General features: G+C 58.1%; 20 protein-coding genes and 1 tRNA gene. 14 read left to right on the top strand and 7 right to left on the bottom strand.

Annotation, left to right across the window (positions count from 1 at the left end; all coding sequences use genetic code 11):
* The first annotated feature begins 39 nt into the window (after positions 1-39).
* Both G437_RS0107520 and G437_RS0107515 read left to right on the top strand, forming a co-directional pair.
* Positions 40-1,698 carry an MFS transporter gene (locus G437_RS0107520; RefSeq protein WP_024331951.1) on the top strand — a complete coding sequence of 553 codons (1,659 nt, stop codon included), beginning with the start codon at positions 40-42 and terminating at the stop codon, positions 1,696-1,698.
* A gap of 531 nt (positions 1,699-2,229) precedes the next feature.
* Complete coding sequence (locus G437_RS0107515) at positions 2,230-3,366, top strand: zinc-binding dehydrogenase (RefSeq protein WP_024331950.1); 1,137 nt, start codon at positions 2,230-2,232, stop codon at positions 3,364-3,366.
* 140 nt (positions 3,367-3,506) lie between these two features.
* Here G437_RS0107515 and G437_RS0107510 read toward each other — a convergent pair whose 3' ends face one another.
* From G437_RS0107510 to G437_RS0107495, 4 genes are all read right to left on the bottom strand, one after another.
* Positions 3,507-3,722: a hypothetical protein gene (locus tag G437_RS0107510; RefSeq protein ID WP_024331949.1), complete on the bottom strand. Its 216-nt coding sequence runs from the start codon at positions 3,720-3,722 to the stop codon at positions 3,507-3,509.
* Between the two features lie 317 nt (positions 3,723-4,039).
* Entirely contained in the window at positions 4,040-4,567 is a 528-nt protein-coding gene (gene ybaK, locus G437_RS0107505) for a Cys-tRNA(Pro) deacylase (RefSeq protein WP_024331948.1), read from the bottom strand.
* A 135-nt stretch (positions 4,568-4,702) separates the two neighbouring features.
* Positions 4,703-6,283, bottom strand: coding sequence for an MFS transporter (locus tag G437_RS0107500; protein ID WP_024331947.1), 1,581 nt, complete (start codon positions 6,281-6,283; stop codon positions 4,703-4,705).
* A gap of 11 nt (positions 6,284-6,294) precedes the next feature.
* Complete coding sequence (locus G437_RS0107495) at positions 6,295-8,037, bottom strand: ABC-ATPase domain-containing protein (RefSeq protein WP_024331946.1); 1,743 nt, start codon at positions 8,035-8,037, stop codon at positions 6,295-6,297.
* 167 nt (positions 8,038-8,204) lie between these two features.
* Here G437_RS0107495 and G437_RS0107490 point away from each other — a divergent pair, with 167 nt between their 5' ends.
* From G437_RS0107490 to G437_RS0107480, 3 genes are all read left to right on the top strand, one after another.
* On the top strand, positions 8,205-8,957 hold the full coding sequence (locus G437_RS0107490; RefSeq protein WP_024331945.1) for an alpha/beta hydrolase: 753 nt from the start codon (positions 8,205-8,207) through the stop codon (positions 8,955-8,957).
* A gap of 60 nt (positions 8,958-9,017) precedes the next feature.
* Entirely contained in the window at positions 9,018-9,983 is a 966-nt protein-coding gene (nrdF, locus tag G437_RS0107485; RefSeq protein WP_024331944.1) for a class 1b ribonucleoside-diphosphate reductase subunit beta, read from the top strand.
* Between the two features lie 451 nt (positions 9,984-10,434).
* Positions 10,435-10,665 (top strand): hypothetical protein, encoded by a 231-nt coding sequence (locus tag G437_RS0107480; RefSeq protein WP_162138738.1) that lies wholly within the window; start codon positions 10,435-10,437, stop codon positions 10,663-10,665.
* Between the two features lie 38 nt (positions 10,666-10,703).
* On the opposite strand, the gene G437_RS0107475 is transcribed toward G437_RS0107480, so the two are convergent.
* Both G437_RS0107475 and G437_RS0107470 read right to left on the bottom strand, forming a co-directional pair.
* The gene (locus G437_RS0107475) at positions 10,704-11,306 is read right to left on the bottom strand and encodes a low molecular weight protein-tyrosine-phosphatase (protein ID WP_024331942.1); all 603 of its coding nucleotides are present in this window, start codon (positions 11,304-11,306) and stop codon (positions 10,704-10,706) included.
* 93 nt (positions 11,307-11,399) lie between these two features.
* Positions 11,400-12,056 (bottom strand): hypothetical protein, encoded by a 657-nt coding sequence (locus G437_RS0107470; RefSeq protein ID WP_024331941.1) that lies wholly within the window; start codon positions 12,054-12,056, stop codon positions 11,400-11,402.
* A 250-nt stretch (positions 12,057-12,306) separates the two neighbouring features.
* Between G437_RS0107470 and G437_RS0107465 the strand changes: the two genes are divergently transcribed.
* The 5 genes from G437_RS0107465 to tal all read left to right on the top strand — a co-directional run bounded on the left by G437_RS0107465 (position 12,307) and on the right by tal (position 17,519).
* On the top strand, positions 12,307-13,338 hold the full coding sequence (locus tag G437_RS0107465; protein ID WP_024331940.1) for a methionine ABC transporter ATP-binding protein: 1,032 nt from the start codon (positions 12,307-12,309) through the stop codon (positions 13,336-13,338).
* Positions 13,335-14,021: a methionine ABC transporter permease gene (locus G437_RS0107460; RefSeq protein ID WP_024331939.1), complete on the top strand. Its 687-nt coding sequence runs from the start codon at positions 13,335-13,337 to the stop codon at positions 14,019-14,021. Before G437_RS0107465 ends, G437_RS0107460 begins: the two co-directional genes overlap by 4 nt.
* A 230-nt stretch (positions 14,022-14,251) precedes the next feature.
* Entirely contained in the window at positions 14,252-15,088 is an 837-nt protein-coding gene (locus G437_RS0107455; protein WP_024331938.1) for a MetQ/NlpA family ABC transporter substrate-binding protein, read from the top strand.
* 178 nt (positions 15,089-15,266) lie between these two features.
* Entirely contained in the window at positions 15,267-16,253 is a 987-nt protein-coding gene (locus G437_RS0107450; RefSeq protein ID WP_024331937.1) for a patatin-like phospholipase family protein, read from the top strand.
* Between the two features lie 162 nt (positions 16,254-16,415).
* Entirely contained in the window at positions 16,416-17,519 is a 1,104-nt protein-coding gene (gene tal / locus G437_RS0107440) for a transaldolase (protein ID WP_029769451.1), read from the top strand.
* A 21-nt stretch (positions 17,520-17,540) separates the two neighbouring features.
* Here tal and G437_RS0107435 read toward each other — a convergent pair whose 3' ends face one another.
* On the bottom strand, positions 17,541-18,008 hold the full coding sequence (locus G437_RS0107435; protein WP_024331936.1) for a nucleoside deaminase: 468 nt from the start codon (positions 18,006-18,008) through the stop codon (positions 17,541-17,543).
* 63 nt (positions 18,009-18,071) lie between these two features.
* Between G437_RS0107435 and upp the strand changes: the two genes are divergently transcribed.
* The 4 genes from upp (at position 18,072) to G437_RS0107415 (ending at position 21,309) form a co-directional block, all read left to right on the top strand.
* Positions 18,072-18,710: a uracil phosphoribosyltransferase gene (gene upp / locus G437_RS0107430; protein ID WP_024331935.1), complete on the top strand. Its 639-nt coding sequence runs from the start codon at positions 18,072-18,074 to the stop codon at positions 18,708-18,710.
* 108 nt (positions 18,711-18,818) lie between these two features.
* Positions 18,819-18,907, top strand: a tRNA-Ser gene (locus G437_RS0107425).
* Between the two features lie 261 nt (positions 18,908-19,168).
* On the top strand, positions 19,169-19,942 hold the full coding sequence (locus tag G437_RS0107420; RefSeq protein ID WP_024331934.1) for a glutamine amidotransferase-related protein: 774 nt from the start codon (positions 19,169-19,171) through the stop codon (positions 19,940-19,942).
* Between the two features lie 164 nt (positions 19,943-20,106).
* Entirely contained in the window at positions 20,107-21,309 is a 1,203-nt protein-coding gene (locus G437_RS0107415; protein ID WP_024331933.1) for a glutamate--cysteine ligase, read from the top strand.
* Position 21,310 lies beyond the last annotated feature (1 nt).

Raw genomic sequence — 21,310 nt, 5'->3', positions numbered from 1 at the left:
ATTACGCCAGACAATGGTGTCCTAAACCCGGAGAGGGATATGACAAATAAAAATTCTTCTAGCGTGGATTCCTATAGCCAATACACGCCAGAAAAGATAAAAGAAATGGTGGCCGAAACGCCGCCCTCGGGCAAAAAGCGGGGAATCGTCGCGCTGGCCGCGGTAGCAACCCTAGGCTCTTTGCTCTTCGGCTATGACACGGGCGTCATCTCCGGCGCGCTTCCATACATGTACATGCCCCAAGGCGCCGGCGGCATGGCTCTGACGCCAATCGAAGAGGGCGCAATCGGGGGCGTGTTGACCCTCGCAGCAGCGTTCGGGGCGCTATTTGGAGGGCGGCTGTCCGACCGCTACGGGCGCAGGCACAACATAATATTGCTGGCCATCCTGTTCATCATCGGCGCCCTGGGCAACACCTTCTCGCCAAACGTGTGGATCATGTACATCTTCCGTGCGATCCTGGGGCTGGCTGTAGGCGGAGCTTCCGCAACAGTACCCGTATATTTGGCTGAAACAGCACCCAAGCGCATCCGCGGCACCATCGTTGCAGTCGACCAGCTGATGATCGTAACTGGCCAGCTGTTAGCATTCTCAATGAACGCTGCAATCAACTCGGCCCACGGTGGCCCCCAGTTGACCGTCAAAGCCGATCCGTCAGGGATCGTAAAGCCCGGCACCTACGATTGGGACTCCCTTAACTCCCTCGTATCCTCGCACGTCGGAGCCGACAAGCAGGCAATTCACGACTTCATGATGCAGTTGACACTAAGCTCCGGCAACGGCTCGGCCTGGCGCTGGATGATTGTCCTCTGCACGCTCCCCGCAGTATTCTTGTGGATCGGCATGCACCTCATGCCAGAATCCTCCCGCTGGTACATAATCAAACACGAAATGTACCAGGCGATCGGCGCCCTCAAACGCATTCGCGAACCCGAAAAAGATGGCTCCATCGAAGAAGAAATCGAAGAGATGGTGGCAGCTCGCCGTCAACAAGACGCCACTAGACAACTGGGCCTACGCCATGTCTTGAACACCCCGTGGCTGCGCAAACTTCTAGCGGTGGGGATATTCCTGGCCATCGTCAACCAGACAACCGGCGTCAACACGGTCATGTATTACGCCCCCAAGGTACTTTCGTTCGCCGGAATGGGAACCTCTGCCGCGATCACCGCCCAGGTGGCAAACGGCGTAATGTCCGTTATCGGCTCCGCTATCGGGCTGGTTCTTATCAGCAAGTTCAAGCGTCGCCACCTGCTCATATTCGACGTCACCGGAGTGGGCGTCTGCCTACTAACCATCGCGGCGCTGTTCCACTTTGTAATTGCCCCCCACATGGGTGGTGCCGGCAAGCCACCGGCCTGGGCAGCCTTCCTGATCTTGGTAATGATGGGTGTATTCATGTTGATTGTGCAGTCCACTAACGGCACAGTCGTGTGGACCATGCTAGGTGAAATGTTCCCCGCCAACGTCCGCGGCATCATGAACGGTTTCGCCGTGTTCTGCATGTGGGTTGCCAATGCGATCATCACCTGGACTTTCCCGAAGATGATGGAATCCTTCGGCGGCGGTGTAACATACCTGATCTACGGTGTAATGAACCTGATCATTGCGGTGATCTTGTTCAAGATCATGCCCGAGACCTCAGACAAGTCGCTCGACGAGATTGAAGGGTACATGCACGCGATCTATTCCAAATAAAGTTTCCTGTGAAACTTTGAAATAGTTCGCCTGTCGAGGGCGGGGGTGCCAAAGGGTGCCTCCCGCCCTCGCTCTTGTTTTAAACGCCGTATCTGCGCAGGCCCCGCAACTGGTGCGTGATCGGGGCGCAGACGCATTGTTCGGAGGGCGCCTGCAAGTGGGGTGCGCTCTGGGCGCGGACGGGCATTATTGTCGAGCTTAGGCAGGTGGGGTGCGCTCTGGGCGCGGACGGGCATTTGCGCGAAGCGCAAGGGCGGGAACGCACCCCACCCACCTAAGCGCGCGCAGGCTAGAATCTGCGCGAAGCGCAAGGGCGGGAGTGCACACCACTTGCGTAACTTTCCCCTCGCGTTTTGCCGTTCTGAAGGCAGGTAGGGCTGGGACCTAAGGGCATATTCTCCACACAAGCGGCAAAGTATCGACAAATAATGTCGATTTTTGTTTGAATGTATTTACAAAGATTGCGGTGGTTGTATATATTGCAAGTGAGCGCTCGCAGACGAGCCAACCTAAACGCAAGAGGAGACATAGATGTCGGCGAATATTCCAAAGACGATGAGAGCAGCAGTATTGCGCGAACCCGGCAAAGGTTTGCACGTTGAGGAGATCCAGACCCCCCACCCTCGCGCGGGTGAAGTTCTGATCAAAGTGTCGGCTTGCGGCATGTGCCACTCCGATCTGCACGTGATCAACGGTGCGATCGCCTTCCCGATGCCGGCACTGCTCGGCCACGAAGTAGCAGGCGAGATTGTCGAGGTAGGCCCCGGCAACGACAAGCGCAACCTCAAAGTTGGCGACAAAGTGGCCGGCGCCTTCCTAATGCCTTGCGGCACCTGTGAAGCCTGCTCCAAGGGCCGCGACGACCTGTGCGATCCCTTCTTCTCTATGAACCGCCTAAACGGCACCCTCTACGACGGCGAGACCCGTCTAGCTGACCTGGACGGCAATCCCATCTGGATGTACTCCATGGGCGGGCTTGCGGAATACGCGGTAATTCCGGCGACTTCCGTTGCCAAGGCCGGCGAGGGCATCGACCCGGTTGCAGGCTCCATTCTGGGATGCGCGGCCCTTACCGCCTACGGTGCAGTCCGCCGCGGCGCCAACCTACAGTTCGGCGAAACCTGCGCGGTAGTAGCAACCGGCGGGGTAGGCTCGAACATCATTTCCCTGGCCCGCGCGTTCGGAGCTCGCAAGGTCGTAGCGATCGACGTCTCGGACGAAAAGCTCGCCCCCATGAAGGATCTGGGTGCTACCGATGTCATCAACTCCACCAAGGTCGACGACATTCACCAGGCCGTTGTAGACATTGTAGGCGGTACCGGCGTCGACGTGTCCTTCGAAGCCCTGGGCATTCCCGCCACCTGGACCACCGCCCTCGACGTGTTGGCCGACGGCGGGCGGATGGTGCCGATCGGACTTGGTGCAGGCGTACAGACCGCGGGCGTAGAGATCAATCGCACCGTGCGTCGTGGCCAGTCCATCCTTGGCAACTATGGGGCACGTACCCGCCAGGATTTGCCCGAGGTAGTTCGCCTTGCCGAAGAAGGCGTAATTCACTACGAGGACGTTGTCACCCGCCACTTTGCACTCGAAGACGCCAATGAAGGCTACGAGCTGCTAAAGGCCGGCAAGATTAACGGCCGCGGCGTAGTGGACATGTCGCTGTAAAACAAAAAGTGGGGCGGGGCCGGCTCGCGCCGGTCCCGCCCCTTATATATGTAACGTTCGTTGCAGGTCCCGCAAAAGTTAGTTGGTGCGCGCGGCCTGGATTTGCCGAACTAGGCCTGCAAATTCGCCTCGTGTACGCGCTAGTTCCTGTGAGCTGCTTCCAGGCCGATGTTGAATGCTGCGGCAATACCGGTGAAGGCCACTGCGAAGCCGCCGATGATCGCCATCGGGATGATCGAGGTGAACACGCCGATCCAAGTGACCACGATTGCTCCGAGCATCAGAGCGAAGAGGGCGACAGTCAGTGCGCCGGTGGTCAGTTCGGGCTTTACGCCTGCTAGGTACATCTGAGTCATTTTTCCTCCTGAAAGGTTATTTGCTGGGGGATCTCTCTTGTCCCTCGCTCTCGGTAACAATGTTAGGACAAATAAAACGGGGGTGGAAGAGCGGTATCCTCTTTAGCGCGCGCTAAGTGGTATGACCTTGTTCATATGGCGCTGACCTGCGAAAACGCGGCGAAGTTGGGGCTGTTCGATGATTTGCGGGGGCAACTTATGCGCATTTAGCACGTGCCATGGGCTGAAGTGGCCCTATGCGGGGCATGCGCGTCTAGATAAGTGCGGGTCTGTGCCGGTTAGATAACGCCGCAGCCGCGGCCAGGAAATTCAGAATTTTAGAAGTGGTGCTTGAAATCGGCGATGGCTGCATAGTTGCCGTGGCAGACGCGAAGCAAGGTGTCGGGTTCGAGCTTTACCGACCAACCGCGTTTGCCGGCGCTCACATGGATTGCCTCTTGCAAAATCGCCGATTCGTCCAAGAAAATGCGGTGCGGGTGTTTTTGTCCGAGCGGAGAAATGCCCCCGGCAATGTAGCCGGTGACTACCTGCGCGCGCGCCACTGGGAGCATCTCGGCCTTCTTACCTCCGGCGGCCTTGGCCAGTTGCTTCAGATTTAGTGTTGCGGTTGCGGGGACGATGCCCACCACGTCCTCGGAATCATCCACCCGAGCCATAAGTGTTTTAAACACGGTTGCGGGGTCGAGCCCCATCAGCTCGGCACCTTCCAGGGCGAAACCTTGCTTTGCACGCGGGTCGTGTGGATGTTCGAACACCTCGTAAGGTACCCCCGCTGCTTCGAGTGCTTCCAGTGCGGGAGTTGCAGCTCCCGCCTCCACTTTGCCGTTGCCGCGCTTTTTGGACATAGCTCTATTGTAAGGCGCAAAAAAGATCTAACGGTGGGCGGGGGCTGCAGGTAGGGGCGGCGAGGGCGAATCCCGGCCGGGCCCGCGCGTTCGCCGTTAGTTTTTCGCGCTGCGCTGCGGCAGGCCCGAGCCAGGTTACTTCTTGCGGTTGCGGGGCCGCTTGCCGGCCAGATCCCACCAGTAGAGGATGGCGATTACCAGGGAAACTGCTAGCACGGAGGCAATCAGCACGTAGGCTGCGCTAATGCCCATGGACCAATCCCAGCGGGAAGCTGTGCGCTGGTTTCCCACCACGGCGAAGAAGATGGCGGTGGTTACTGCGTTGCCGATGGCCGTGGTGATGCGTTGGGCAGTTTGGGTGATGCCTCCAGCAATTCCGCCGTGTTCTACGGGTACGTCGAGCATAGCCTGGGTCTGGTTGGCTGCGCCCATGGACCCCTGCCCGAAGCCAAAGATCATGAGCGGAATGCATAGCCACCAGAACGAAGCGCCGTTGTGCACTGCCCAGACCACGCCGATCAAAGTCAGCACGCCGGCCAGTAGGAGGCTCAGCGCCAGGATCTGCACCTGCCGCCCGGAGCGGAGGGCGTGCTTTCCGGACCACAGCGCAGCTACTGCGGAAACGACCGCGTTGGGGATGCCAATGGCGCCGGTCAGCAGTGCCGATTTGCCCAGCCCGCCTTGCAGGTAGATTGCGAAGATAACAAATAGTGAGGTGGTCCCCAGGAATTGGGTGGCCGAGATGGCCGCACAGTAGCTGAACGATTTCAACTTGAACAGCGAAAGGTCGACCATGGGGAAGTGGCCGCGGCGCTTGTAGCGGTTTTCCCACCACACCCAGACTACGGTTATGACGATTGCCAGCGGGAGCAGCGACCACATCAGCGGGTGGCCGTGGCTAATGAAGGGCAACATTACGCACAGCACCCCAACCGCCAGCAGTAAAATTCCCACCGGGTCGAGGTCGACTTTTTCAGTTGCTGGGGAGGCATTAGCTTTCGAGGGGGCAACGCCCTTTGAGGTAGTCCTGTTCCTTTTGAGCTTGCGGACAGCGCCGAAATGGCGACGTTCTTTGCCGAAGGGCAACAGTCGCAGCGCGGCAATTACCCCGATGATTCCGAGTGGCAGGTTGAACAAGAACGAAGACCGCCACCCGTTTTGGGGCCCGAGCTGGTCGATTAACAGTCCGGCAAATAGTGGTCCAACTGCCACGGAGGCACCAATAACGAGGCCGAACATCGAGAAGGCGCGGGCGCGGGCTTGACCTTGGAAGTACTGCTGAATGATGCCGGTTACCTGGGGGCTAAATATGCCGGCGGCTATCCCTTGCAGGATGCGGAACCCGTTCAGCATGGTTGGGGAGGTGGCAAAACCGCATGCAGTGCACGCGATGGTAAATAGTGCCAGGCCTATAGTGAATACCCCGGACCGGCCAAAAATGTCACCGAGTCGGCCTGACGGAACCAAGAAAATGCCGAAGGACAGGGCGTAGCCCGAGAGCACCCACTGGATGGCGGATTGGGATGCTCCCAGAGCCTGCCCAATAGTTTCGAGCGCCACGTTCACCGACGAAACCTGGATTAGTGACATAGCCAATGGGATAAGTAGCACTACCAGAATTAGGTTGCGATTGTAGACCCGATCCGATTCGGGAATTTTTACCCATTTTGGGTCGTCAGGGTTAGGCCGGTTTATAAACGATGGCGTTTGTGACATGTGCTCCTCAGCTACTTTTGGTCCAGTTTTAGCCAACGCATCCGGTTAGCGGCGGCAATAATGTCGATCGTGCGGGGCTCAGCTAGGAACCCGGAACGAGGCCGGAGCGCGTCAAGGCCTCCGTCACTGTACTCCTTTTCCCACAGGTAGTCGACAGCCTCTTTGAGGGTTCGCTCTCCGTTGAATACTTCGTCTTGGAGCCGGCGCAGCGACCACCCAATGGCATTTGCCTGACCTGCCTCAACGACCTGTTCGAGCGCAGCGATGTCGATATCTTGCCGGTCCAGTGAAATACGCGAAGTGTTGCCGCGTACCTTGGGGCCGCGGTCGCCCTCGTAGGGGTTAGCGAGGGGCTTGCGAGCTGCAACTTCGGGGAAGTCGAGATCGGCGGTTGTCTGCCTGGGAGTGTCCTTTACAACCTGCTTCGCCTTTTCAGTCACATCGGTGATCACGTAGTTGTCCATGCAGATAACGGTGTCGGCTCTATCTAGGTAGTCGCCGGAACCGCCCATTACGGCTATGGAAGAAACGCCCTTGCGTGCCAGCCCGCGGATGCGGTCGACCAGCGGGGTGATGGGTTCGCCCGCATCGGGTACCAGCTGGCGCATGCGCAGGTCGCGGATCATCAGGTTGGTAGCTGAGGTGTCCTCGTCAATTAGCAGGCAGTTGGTGCCGGCCTCGACGGCCTCCGCAATGGCAGCAGCCTGCGAAGTGGATCCGGAAGCATCCGGGGAAGTGAAGCGGGAGGTGTCCCCGCCCGAGGGCAGGTCAGCGATGAAAGCGGAAACGTCCACGCCGGTAACTGCGCGCCCGTCCTCGGCTCGCACTGCGACGGCCTTGGGGGTGGTAGCCACCTTCTCGCGCCCATCGCCGGGAATGTGTGGGTAGACACCGTTGGAAACGGCATCGAGTAAAGTCGATTTGCCGTGGTAGCCACCGCCCACAATCAACGTGACACCGGGGCGCAAAGCCAGCCCGCGCACCTTGCCGGCGTGCGGCAGCTCGACCTCCAGAGCAAGTGTGTCGGGAGCCTTGGTGGGAACCGCGTCTTCCATAGGGTGCTGGTCGATGCCAGAGGCGCGCGCCAGAATCGAATCGTCGCCAATGAAGGCGAGTAGGTTCTGTTCGGTTAGCACCTGCTGTAGGGCAAACCAGTCTTCGACTGTTTCTACGTGTTTTTTGAGGGCGTCCGCATCGGCTACGGCCTCGTCGGAGAGGAAGTCGACCGTGTCTAGCACGCAATCGGGAAGCGGGCCGTCAACCAGGTCGGCCATGGCATGGCCCAAGATGCGCCGGCCGCGGGCGGGGAACTGGACTTGGAAGCGCATCTGCACAGACCCGTCCTCATTTACCGTAACAGCGCTGCGATTGAGCACAGTTTGCCCCGCATAGGCTACGCGCAGATCGCGTTCGGGGCGGATACGCGCAGAGAAGTCGCGGTGGAAGTAGTCTGCTGCCGCAAGCCGTGCCTGCGGGCTGGCTTTAGCAAAGTCGGGGATTCCGGCAACGTCTGCCGGGATTTCGGCACGCACTGCCGACGGGGGAGCGTAGGGGTCGGATTGGACGCGCTCGATGTGAAGAATGAAATCGCCGTAATCCCAGGCGCCCACCAGTTGCTTATATGCGCCGTAGGACGAGCCGTCCATCTTATGAAGGTGGTCAATTAGTTGATCTGCGGTACCTCCGCCAAAGGGCTCGCGGCGTCCTTTGCCGTTCCGGTTACCTTTTCCTCGTTTGCCGCGAAAATTATTCATGCCTCCACAATAAGACAGTGACGCCGGTTGCACCCTTCCAGCTGGGTAAAGTCACAACATTTTTATGCCATTTAATTAGTTTTGTACTTTTTTGCCACCCCTGGGGCGCTAAAAAGACGGGAGGGCAGGGGGTCGGTTTTTGCGGGGACGGCCGGTATGGTTGAGCCATGGCACGCATTAGCATTGACGGCATCAGATCTGCCTCGCTGCAGATGGCAACTTCGCTAACGATAATTGCGCCAAATAGCCGCGATCTGGCGCCGGATGCGCCGGCGCCCGGCAGGGTGGCTTACATGTTGCATGGGCTCAGTGGGGACCATTCCATTTGGCCAACTTATGCGCCGGTACAGCGGTGGGCCGACAAATACAATGCGCTATTCGTATTTCCGAGCGGGGAACGCTCCTTTTGGACTAATGCCAAATACGGGCTGGCGTGGGCAGATTGGGCTTTTGACGAGGCGCCAGAATACGTAGAAACAACGCTGGGGGTGGCCTCGCCAAAGCGGCGAATTGTGGCCGGATTTTCGATGGGCGGCTATGGGGCACTAAAAGCGGCCTTAGCCCGTCCCAATTTTTTTCGGGCTGCGATCTCGCTCTCGGGCACTACCGATATTGCCGAGGGCGCATTCAAATCCCGCCACCAGGACCTGTACCAGAACGTCTTCGGCCTCGCCAACGCCCGCGGAAGCGCCTTCGACCTGTTTACCCAATTGGAAAATGCAGACCCGGCCGCCCTCCCAAGATTGTGGGCCTGCTGCGGCAGGGACGATCGGCTGTTGGATATGAATAGGCGCTTTGCCGCCCTCGCGAAGAAACTTGGCGTCAGCTACGAATACACTGAGGGCAGTGGCGGACATGACTACGCCTACTGGAACCCGCAGATGGCGGCCGCGTTAGAATCGGTGGCGCAGCTCTGGTAGGGGACGCAGGCGCGGCAGAAAACATAAAATTTGTAGAACACGATACGCAGAAGGGGAAACATGTTCGGGGACAACCACGTGATCAAGGCGATCAACTGGAACAAGATCGAAGACGAAAAAGACGTAGAGGTGTGGGACCGTCTGACAGGTAACTTCTGGTTGCCCGAAAAAGTGCCTCTCTCTAACGACATTCCCTCTTGGAAAACGCTGAACGAGGCCGAAAAGACCATGACTAACCGCGTTTTCACCGGTTTGACTCTGCTGGACACCCTGCAGGGCACGGTTGGGGCCGTCTCGCTGATCCCAGACGCCCGCACCCCTCACGAAGAGGCCGTTTACACCAACATTGCTTTCATGGAATCGGTGCACGCCAAGTCGTATTCGTCCATCTTCTCGACCCTGCTGTCCACCGAGGAGATCAACGAATCCTTCCGCTGGTCCGAAGAGAATGAGGCCCTGCAGCGCAAGGCGCTGATCGTCGAAAAGTATTACGAGGGCGACGACCCGGAAAAGCGCAAGGTTGCCTCCACTATGCTCGAGTCGTTCCTGTTCTACTCGGGCTTTTACGCACCCATGTACTGGTCTGCGCACGCCAAGCTAACTAACACTGCCGACTTGATTCGCCTGATCATTCGCGACGAGGCCGTGCACGGCTACTACATTGGATACAAGTACCAGGTGGCCGTAAACGAAGCATCCCCGCAGCGCCAGGCTGAACTCAAGGAGTACACCTTCGACCTGCTGGACGAACTCTACGAGAACGAGGAACAGTACACCGAGGACCTCTACGATCCGCTGGGCCTCACCGAGGACGTAAAGAAGTTCTTGCGTTACAACGCCAACAAGGCCCTAATGAACCTGGGTTACGAGGCGCTGTTCCCCGCCGAAGCCGTAGATGTCAACCCTGCAATTTTGGCGGCCCTTTCTCCGAATGCAGACGAGAACCACGACTTCTTCAGCGGTTCCGGCTCCTCGTACGTAATCGGCGACATTGTCGAAACTGAGGACGAAGACTGGGATTTCTAAGCCTGCCATTTTAGGCTTTTCTGCCAGCACCCGAATTATGCGCGTCCCGAATTGGCGGGCGCGAATGGCAACATTTGGGTGCTGGCAGCTTTTTGTCCGTTGGGCCCACGGAGTGTTGACTAGCCTAAAACCCCTTTTAGATAATGGTTTTGAGCGGGCTAAGGTTCAGCGAGGAACCGGTAAAACCAAGGAGGGTTGGCCGTGTTTGCAGAAGGGGTTTTTGGTCGGAGTCGGCCGCAGGTAGGTTTTGTTGAACGGCTAGATCTGGTCGCACTCGTAGCGGTAGAACTGGTCTACATAGCCACGGTTATGTGGCCCCAAAATGCGGTGTCGTGGCTTTGCCGTCCCCTGGGATTTTTGCTGGCAGCTACCGAAGTGGCCTATTTTTTGGCCGCCTACCTATTTCAGAGCAGACCCGGTTGGGGGTTCGGCCCTTTGGGCCTGTCAAGGGATGCGGCTCGTGAATGTAGGCATCGCCTTGGGTGGTGTTTGGGTGATTGCGCACGAGGGCGGCGCTCGCGGAATTTTAGAGGCCGTGCGCGTCTACGACGCCAAGCTAGTTTTCCCTGCCCTGGTCGAGCTAGTTCTGTTTGGGCTGTGCCTGTACTCGTTGGTGACTTCAGGCCGGCCGGTGTGGGAGCTGCCCCTGCCCGATTACAGCTACAGACGTGGCAGGGCGTAGCTGCCGCCGCTGCGGCTGGGCCAGAGAGGCAGAACTAACTACTGGCCGGTTACCTTGCGGATGTAGTGAACAATGTGGGGGCACACTTTTTCAACCGTTTGCATTGTTTGGTCAAAGTCAGCTGCCGTACCGTACCACGGGTCGGGCACGTCTAATTCGCGCCGCCTCAGCCACTGGGTATCCCCGTCCTCTTCAGCTTGTGTGAACGGGTCGCCCTCGCCGCGTTCGGCAGGGCTGACCGCAAGGGAGGGGTCGAAACTGCGGAACATGCGCAGATCTATGCGCCCGGGCCCGGATGCCCCCGGAAAGGCCTCTAGCCCAGCCTCGCGCGCCAGCCGTTCCAGGTGCGCAAAGTGGGTGGAGGTCATTGCCAGCACCAGGTTCGCGGAGGCGAAAGTGGCCGCATCCAACTGGTGGGCGCGATGCAGTGGAGTGGGGTAGCCCCCCTGGCGCAACACCTTGGCGGCGCGCCTATCTATTGGGTTGCCATGTTCCTCGTCTGAAATTCCCGAGGACGAAACCTGCACGCCCTTTACACCGCTGCGCCGCAGCTGCGTGTCGAGCACGATCTGCGCCATCACTGAACGGCAGATGTTGCCCGTGCACACCATTTCGATTTTGTAGGGCTTCGAGGTATCCATAACCTCATTGTTACCCGCTCAGCTGGAATCTGCATCTTGGCAGGTGAAGGCCTCAATGCTTGCGGCTGTGAGCCGGCCCTACAACAGGGGCGGTCAGCCTTGCTTTGCTGCTGCGGCCTCGGCCTCGCGCCCGGCCTGCTGAGCCTTCTCTAAGTCAGCTTGCAGGTCTTGCCTGGGTTCGTCGGCGTTGGCGTCGATCTTGGCTAGTTCCTGGTAGCCGCGCGCCAGCAGCGGTTTGAGGGGTTCGCGGTCGCCTCCGGTAGGGATGGTCATGAGCCCGATCGCAGTCTCGGGAAGCATAAGCATGAGCGTGCCAAATTCTAGGGGGCTCATAGCGTCGACCAGGTCGCGCCATTCGTCTGTCTTGCCGTGCAGGCACAGGTAGATTGCATCAAAACTGGGCTGAGACGCGCGCGCAGCCTCGTCGCCCTGGCTGGCTTTAGCGGCCAGATCGTCGTGAATGTGGCTCATCAGGTCGTTCATGTCGGATTCAGAAACTCCGAGCGCCTGTATTGAATTAGAAACAATCATCGCCAGAGCAATGGTGATGCGCTGGGCGTCCGGCAGGAAAACCTGCCCGTCCTCGACAAGGTTCAAAGTATTCTGGCCCTGCAAATGTTCCTGTAGCACCAGTAGTGCTTTGCCCAAAGCGTTACGTAAATTAGCCATTTGCGGATCGCCGAGCGGAACGGAAGTACCCGTTTCCGAGGGCGTTGCCTCGCCACTTTGAGGGGCATTAGTAGAATTCATGTAACCTACTTTGCCACATTAGCGCGCTCTAATACACCACCCGCCGACAAAAGTGGGCAAAAATGAACACCGCTACAGGAAAATCGTGAGAGGACTCACTCGTTGAATGTCAAGACGAGTTTGCGCGAAAAAACTGCGGGCCTTAAGCTCGAGTCAGACCATCAAGAGTAGCGCAGAGACCTGGCTCGTACGCTGCAGCAACCCGCCGTCTGGTGTGGGTGCTTCCGCCAGGACCGATGGAAGGATACGGATGCCGATTACGCAAGAAGATCGCTCCCCACTAATTCAGTTGAGCGACGTAACTAAGCGTTACCCCAGGCGCAAGGGTGGGGACGTACACGCCCTCGACCACGTTAGCCTTTCGGTTCCCCAAGGTGACATCCACGGCATTGTGGGCCAATCAGGGGCCGGTAAATCCACGCTGATTCGCTGCCTATGTGCGCTCGAAAAAACAACTTCCGGTTCAATTACTGTTGCCGGAAAAGACCTGTCGAAACTGCACCATTCTGAGCTGCGCAAAGCCCGCCTGAACATTGGCATGGTGTTCCAAAACGCCAACCTGCTGGATTCGCGAACTGCAGCCGGCAACATTGGCTACGCGCTTTCACTTGCAGGGGTAAAAGCTGGCAAACGCCATGCAAGAGTCCAAGAGATGCTCGATCTGGTAGGGCTATCTGACCGCGGCTCCTCCTACCCGTCCCAGCTTTCCGGGGGGCAGCGCCAGCGCGTGGGCATCGCCCGCGCACTCGCCACCAATCCGCCCGTGCTACTGTGCGACGAGCCGACCTCCGCCCTCGACAGCGAATCGACCCGGCAAATTCTGCAGCTCGTTCAAGATGTGCGCGACCGGCTGGGCGTAACCGTTTTGATAATCACTCACGAGATGGGTGTGGTACGCGAAATCTGTGATTCGGTCACCATGCTCGAGAACGGCAAAGTGATCCAATCCGGACGCATCGAAGACGTGTTGGAAGATCCCGGCTCGCGGCTTTCGCGCGAACTGGTGCCGCCGCCCTCGATCGAGGACGAACCCACCCTAGGTGGCAAACCCGCAGCCGTGGTAGATGTCGCCTTCACCGCCCACCCCGGCGAACCCAGGGGTTCCGCAGTAATGAGTGCGGCCGCACAAATCGGTGCCGATATTGTCTCGGGCACCTTCGAGACAGTAGGGCAAACCCAGGTGGGGCGCCTCGCACTGGCAGTACCACCCGAACAAGTAGAAGCAACCATCACCGCCATGCGCAACGCTGGCACCAGCGCGGAAGTGAGGGAAATAAAGTGAACACCTCCCTACTATCCGGCCTAACCGACATCCCCGTAATCCAAAGTGGGGAATTGTGGACGGCCACCTGGCAGACGCTGGCTATGACCGCTATCTCGTCCGTCCTCACCGTTATCGGGGGGCTCATCTTGGGGTTGGTGCTAGTTGGCACCGGGAAAGGCGGGCTGTTCCCAAATCAGGTCGTAAACCAGATTTTGGGCACCATAGTTAACATTGGTAGGTCGTTCCCGTTCGTCATCCTAGTTGTTGCCATCATCCCGTTCACCAGGCTGGTGGCAGGCACTTCAATCGGTTGGAAGGCCGCCATTGTGCCGCTCACCGTTGGGGCTATCCCTTTCTTTGCCCGCCTGGTCGAATCGAACCTGCTAGGAGTCGAATCCGGCAAAATTGAGGCGGCCAAAATGATGGGGGCGTCCCGCATGCAAATCATGCTCGACGTGCAAATTCTTGAAGCGCTACCGTCTCTGATCCAATCCATTACCGTCACCGTAATTACCCTTATTGGCTACAGCGCCATCACCGGCATGCTCGGTGGCGACGGCCTCGGCTTTTTGGCGGTCTCCTACGGCTACAACCGCTTCGAAACCGACGTAATGATCCTTGCCGTAGTAGTCGTTATAGTCATAGTTGAAGTAATCCAGCTCACGGGCGACATGCTCAGCCGGCTAGTAGACCACCGCTAAGGCACTACTAGTCGGGCCGGCGCGCCTTAGCTGAGCAAACCGCACCCAAATCTTGCCCTCGTGGCAAACACGGCAAGACGCGGTGCGATGCGAACACAGTCACGTCCGACACAAAGTTTTCGTTGCCAGCCCGCCCACCATGGGCCAGTCGGTCGGCAACCTGTGATACCTAAATCCCTTTCAAAAACCGAAGCTTTGTAAGCAGAGCTTGCAAAAGAAAGAAGAACACCGTGAAAATCCGCAACCTCGTAGCAGCAGCAACTGCCCTAGTAACCGCCGTAGCCCTGACCGGGTGTGGTTCCTCGAACTCTTCCGAGGGCGCCAAGTCCTCGGGCGATTCGAACACCGTGGTAGTGGCTGCCTCGCCCACCCCTCACGCCCAGATCCTAAAGTTCGTCAATGACGAGCTGGCAGCCAAGCACGGCTACAAGATCAAAGTCAAAGAATTCAACGACTACGTCCAGCCAAATGAGGCCCTAAAGAGCGGTGACGTGGACGCCAACTTCTTCCAGACCGTCCCCTACCTCAAGACCGAATCCAAGCAGCGCGGCTACGATTTTGAGGCCGGCAAAGGCATCCACCTGGAGCCGGTTGGCATCTTCTCTAAGAAGATCAAGGATCTGAAGGACCTGAAAGAGGGCGCCAAGATCGGCATTATTCAAGACGTGACCAACCAGGGGCGCGCCTTGGCACTACTGGAAAAGCAGGGCCTAATCAAGCTGCCCAAGAAGGAAAACCCAGCAGTAGCCGACATCAAGGCCAACAAGGAACTAAACCCGAAGGGATTCGTGTTCCAGGAAGTTGACGGCCCGCAGCTGGTTCGCTCCCTAGCCGATGTCGACATTGCTGTAATCAACGGCAACTACGCTCAGGCTGGCGGACTGAAGCAGTCCGAGGCTATTGCCCTTGAAGAAGCCGAGGGGAACCCGTCCTCGAACATTCTAGTGTGGCGCAAGGGCGACAAGAACGAAGCTATCCAGAAGCTCGAAAAAGACCTGCACTCCAAGGAACTAAAGGACTTTATTGAAAAGACTTGGGCCGACAAGTCTGTCATTCCGTCCTTCTAAGGAAATCCTCTCCGGCAACATCGTGTAGAAAACGCGCACCCGCGCAGTGCCCCACCGGCAGTTCACCTGTTGGTGGGGCACTTTTTCGTCTTCCCAGCCCCGGGCTGTGCTTACCTTAGGGGAGCCACCCCGCCCTCTTGCCCTCGTCGACTATGGGGCGGGCAGGTAGGCTGGGCACATGCGCATAAGTTTGGTTTTGGGGTCGGGTGGGGCTCGTGGGTGGGCCCACATCGGCATTATTGAAGAGGTCGAACGACGCGGACACACGATCGTATCTATCTCGGGGGCGTCTATGGGGGCGCTCGTAGGTGGGGTTTACGGCACGGGAAAGCTGCCTGAGGTGGCACAGTGGGCGGCCTCCCTTACCCGCACAGATATGGTGCGCCTAGTGGATCCAGCCCTGGGATCAGCGGGGATAGTGCGCGGGCAGAAAGTATTGAAAAAGATCGAGGAAATCGCAGGTTCTGCGCGCATCGAAGAACTTTCTATCCCCTTCACCGCAGTGGCCACAGACCTCTTGTCGCAGCGCGAAATCTGGTTCCAATCAGGGCCCTTATATCCGGCGATTAGGGCGTCAATTTCCATCCCAATGATCTTCACTCCCGTTCTGATGGGGGACCGGCTGTTGGCAGATGGGGGCCTGGTAAACCCCGTACCAGTTGAACCAACCCTGGCGCAGGTATCCGACGCTACCATCGCCGTGAACCTATACGGTCACCCCGACGCCCACCCCCGCGACCGACTGCGCGAAGCGATAGAGGCAGAAAAAGAAGGCTCCGCCCTCGCTAGGTCTATCAACAAAGGCGTGAACGCACTTACAGACAACGAACTGTTCCACAAGATCAGCCGCTACTTTGAAGAACCGCAAAAGGAAGAGAGCGGGCAGATCACCGAACCTGGCAACCCCGAAGCGGGCAAAGACCCGCACGCCAACTGGGGGCCCGGAAAACTGCCTCCCGGCATATCTACCTGGCAGGTTGCAGACATGTCAATGACAACTATGCAGGAGCTAATCTACCGTTATCGGGCAGCATCCAACCCGGTCAGCGCAACCATCGATATACCAATCGACAAGGTGGGAACACTCGAATTCTACCGGGCCGAAGAAATGATGGACTACGGGCGCAAGCTCGCGGCGGAAGCGCTGGACGAACTCGAATCCTAGGCGTGCCCCAGGGGGGCCTCGAGCAAACCTGTGGCAAAGTGTGCCGTTAGGATGCCGGAGCGTCCGCGGTGCGCCCCAAAGCGCGCCAGAAGGTAAAGGGTGGCTACGATAGCGGTAAGTTTGCAAACCGTAGCGGAACTTCCCGCTAACAAAGGAGTGCCCATGAGTGACAATCTGTCTGAACTTTCTTCCATCGGAGTTTCCGTGTGGCTGGACGACCTTTCCCGGCAGCGAATCAAATCGGGCAATTTGCAGGAACTGATCGAAGGGGCGTCCGTGGTTGGGGTTACCACCAACCCGGCAATTTTTAAGGCTGCGATCGGCGATGGCAAGGATTACGGCGACCAGGTGGCCCAACTCGCTGGCGAGGGCGCTTCCGTGGAAGAAGCCATCGAGACCATGACCACCCAGGACGTCCGCGAGGCCTGCGACCTGATGCTGCCGGTGTATAAGGCCTCGGGTCGCCGCGACGGGCGCGTATCGATCGAGGTGGACCCCCGCCTGGCCGACAAAACAGAAGAAACTATTGCGGCGGCAAAACACCTGTGGCAGGTGGTGGATCGCCCCAACGCCATGATCAAAATCCCTGCCACCTCTGCCGGGCTGGCTGCGATAGAAGAAGTAATAGGGGCTGGGATTTCCGTAAACGTCACCCTAATCTTTTCGGTACCCCAATACAAGCAGGTGATAGAGGCCTACTGGGCTGGGCTAGAAAAGGCCAAACAGGCCGGCATAGACCTGTCGACAGTCTCGTCGGTAGCCTCGTTCTTCGTTTCCCGAGTGGACACGTTGGTGGACAAGCTGCTGGACGCAAAGGAAGGGAAAACGGCCAGGCAATTGCGCTCTAAAGCCGGCGTAGCCAACGCCCGGCTGGCATACGAAACGTACCAGGAATCGTTGCAGTCCCCCCGGTGGCAAGAACTGGCCAGGCAAGGTGCCACCGAGCAAAGGCCGCTGTGGGCGTCTACGGGAGTCAAAGACCCCTCCTTGAAACCGACCCTATACGTCGACGAACTGGCAGCAGACGACACGGTCAACACCATGCCCGAAAAGACGCTGCGCGCCGTGGCTGCTTCGGCCGAGTTGCACGGGGATGCTATTACCCCGAATCTGCCGGAGGCACACCGCGTATTTGACGGATTAGCCGAGGTGGGCATTGGATTTTCGGACGTTGCGCGCCAGCTTCTGGACGAGGGCGTGAAGAAGTTCGAAGTTGCCTGGGAAGATCTGCTTTCTTCTGTGCAAAAAGCCTTAGAACAGGCCTAAAGAGGGCGGGGCCGGACCACTTCAGCGGCGAAGGTCAGAAAAGAACGTTTGCAATTGGAGGCGGGCGTCGGCCTCGCAAATGCCCCCGATCACTTCGGGGCGGTGGTTGAGCCTAGAGTCGCGGGCTACGTCGCGGATCGACCCACAGGCTCCGGCTTTGGGATCCCAGGCGGCGAAGACAATGCGCTTCACACGCGCGAGTACTGCCGCCCCCGCACACATGGTGCACGGCTCTAGGGAAACCACCAGAGTGCAGCCTTCCAAAGTGGGGTGCTGCAGGGCTTCCGCGCCGGCTCGCAAGGCGCGTATTTCGGCGTGCCCTGTAGGGTCAAAATGCGGTTTTCGCTGCAGGTTGTGTTCGGCCGCAACCACCTGCCCTCGAGCTGATACGACCAGTGCGCCCACCGGAATTTCGCCCTGGGCGGCACCCTGCTGGGCGAGGTCTAGGCAACGGCGTAAATAAGGGAGCCAGTGGGTGTGGCGATTCATAGTTTTACGGTACCAGGCCCCTTCACCTACCCGGATCACAAAATGTCGCGGTAGCCTAAAGGTATGGATTTGAAAGTGCTTGACCACCCGCTGGTAAACCATAAGATGACCATCCTTCGTGACAAGAACACGCCCTCGTCAACTTTCAGGATGATTGTTGACGAACTGACTACTTTGCTGGCCTACGAAGCCACTCGCAATGTGCGGGTGGAGCAAGTGCAAATCGAGACTCCGGTTTCGGCAACTAGTGGGCAGAAACTTTCTGAGCCCCGCCCCATTGTTATTCCGATTCTGCGTGCGGGCCTAGGAATGCTCGAGGGGATGACGCGGCTACTACCTACCGCCGAAGTTGGGTTTTTGGGCATGGTCCGCAACGACGAAACGTTGGCGGTGGAAACTTACGCGAACCGCCTGCCAGACGACCTGACGAACCGGCAGGTGTTCCTAGTTGACCCCATGCTGGCAACAGGGCACACTCTGGTGGCGGCAGTGAACTACGTGCTCGAGCGTGGCGCACGCGACGTAACTTGTACTTCGCTGGTTGCTGCTCCCCAGGGAATCAAGGCCATGCAGGAGGCCATCGGGGACCGTGCCGACGTGCACGTTGTGGTTGCAGCCGAAGATGAAGGCCTGAACGATCACAATTACATTGTTCCTGGTCTAGGCGATGCTGGCGACCGCCTGTACGGCATTGTCGACTAGTCGCAACCACAGTTTCAACCGCGGGGTGTGGCGATTCACTTCGCGCGGATTTGGGAATGCGGCAAGCTATTTTATATAGTGAGTGTCTGAGCTCATTTTGTGGGCTTAGGTGGAGTGTCCGAGCGGCCGAAGGTGCAGCACTCGAAATGCTGTGTGGTTAATAGCCACCGTGGGTTCAAATCCCACCTCCACCGCCATTTAAACAGCCCCTGACCTGCGAAAACAGGAAAGGGGCTTTACTATTGCGGTTGTCGAGCACCATATGAGCACCATCGAAACAAAACGTGGTCTACCGTGAAAACAGTTCCGCGCTCGCGGACACTCCAACTACGGAGCTAGACGAGCTTGTGGGCACTTGCCTCTTCCCGCCGACGCTCACGGCCCTCAAAACGAGCACCTAGCCGTCGACCATGCGGACGGACTTCTCACTGCGAGTCCTGCTACATTAGTGTTGCTCTATGGAAGAGCATCGCATCGTTGAACCGGCAACCACCTGCAGGCCGTTTCTGCTCGCCGTGTGTCGCCCTCCTGGGCTGATCGCGCAGGACGAACTGGCCACCATCAAGGCGTGGGGGCGAATGGCGGACATGGAGCTCGACCAAATTTCTTTGCTGAATCCTTCCGAACCGGACCCCAGCGATTTGGATTTGGGCAAGTATTCGGGCGTGATCATTACAGGTTCCCCGTTCGGCTACGCTCACCCGCAAAATACGAAGTCCGTCCAGCACTTGCTGGTGGAAGAACGCGTGGGCTCCCTCGCCCGCCGGGTGGTGGCAGAAGATTTTCCCACGTTAGGTATTTGTTTTGGGTTGCAGGCTTTAGCACGTACTACCGGAGGGACCTTAGTGGGAGGCTTTGCCGAAGACTTGCAGGCGCCCACCATTACGTTGACGGAGGAGGGCAAGGCAGATCCGCTCACGGGAAGGTTGGGTGGGGAGTTTCGCTCCTATACGGGCCATTCCGAGGCCGTAGGCCACCTGCCGCCCAACACCACGCTTTTAGCTACTGGTTCTTTCTGCCACGTGCAGATGGTGCGCTGGGGCAAAAACGTGTACGGCACCCAGTTTCACCCGGAGATCACCACTAAGGGGATGCGTATTCGGATTAATTCCTACGGGGATACCTACTATCCGGCGGACCAAAAAGAACAGGTAATTGCTCGTTGTGACGCTGCCGAAGTTACAGGAGCTAACCGGGTGATTACAGAGTTCGTCCAACGTTTCCGCAGGTAGTTTTCGCCCTGCCAGTTTTGGGCGGGTTTTGGCCCAGATATTGACGAGGGCGATTCCTGCCTGTGGACGGTACTTTTCCTGTTCCAGCAACAAAAAGTAGGATTTTTCTGTCAGCTACTTGAAAAACTTTGGCGGAGCCGAAGATATTACGAAAGCATAAGAGCATGACTATTGAATTTGCGCAGTCTGAGCGTTCGACAATTGGTTTGGAATGGGAGCTGCAGCTCGTCGACCAAGATTCTGACGACTTGCGCCAGTGTGCGGACACGGTGATTGCTTTAACTAAGCAAGCCCACCCGGGCACCCCGCTGCTTTACGGCGAAATGTTGCGCAACACTGTGGAGTTAGTTTCGCGCAAAAATCATAAGGTTTCCCAGTGTGCGGCCGACATGGAAGAGGGGTTGGCCCAACTTGAACCGGTCCTGTCACAGTTGCGCATCGGGCTGGCTTCTGCGGGATCACATCCTTTTGCACAGCCGTCTTACCAGCGAGTATCAGATTCAGAGCGCTACGGTGAACTGGTGAACCGCACCCAGTTTTGGGGCAGGCAGATGCTCCTGTTTGGCACTCACGTGCACGTGGGGATTGAAGACCGCGACAAGGTGATGCCAATTTTGAACTTCTTGGCCACCAAGTTGGGCCACATTCAGGCGGTTTCGGCCTCGTCGCCGTTCTGGGCTGGCGTTGATACCGGCTACTGCGACAATCGCGCAATGGTGTTTCAGCAGCTGCCCACGGCAGGCGCGCCGCGCCAGTTTGAGGATTGGGCGGGACTTGAAAAGTACACCTCGGACATGCTGAAGACTGGGGTTATTGATTCTTTCGACGAGATTCGCTGGGATATTCGCCCCTCGCCAAAGTTGGGCACGATTGAGGTACGCGTGTGCGATGCCGCCTCGAACGTTGCTGAGCTGCGGGCTTTTGCTGCGCTAATCCACTGCCTCGTCGAGACTGCCTCCAGGGAATTGGACGCGGGCCACGCCCTGCCCACCGTGCCCGCATGGTATCTGGCGGAAAACAAGTGGAGGGCATCCCGCTACGGCATGGACGCGATACTGATTGAAAACGCCGAGGGTGAAGAGGCGCTTATAACGGACACCTTGCCGGATTTGTTGGATTGGCTTGAGCCGGCCGCCCGCGACCTGGATTGCTTAGACGACCTGGGTTTCATCCACGACATCGTTTCGATGGGGGTGGGGTATCAGCGTCAGTTGCAGGTAGCGAAGGAGACCGGAAATTTGGAGGCCGTCGTTGCTTACCTGCGTGCCGAGCTCAAGGCGGGCCACCCGATTCGCCCTCACGAGTTTGAACCACACTTGGATGGGGTGCACATACCTTTCGAGGGGAATCGAGGTTGGAATCGGTAGT

The organism is Winkia neuii subsp. neuii DSM 8576 (genome assembly GCF_000420405.1).
GTDB lineage: Bacteria > Actinomycetota > Actinomycetes > Actinomycetales > Actinomycetaceae > Winkia > Winkia neuii.
The sequence above is the reverse complement of the archived record's forward strand: the minus strand, read 5'-3'. Positions and strand labels throughout refer to the sequence as shown.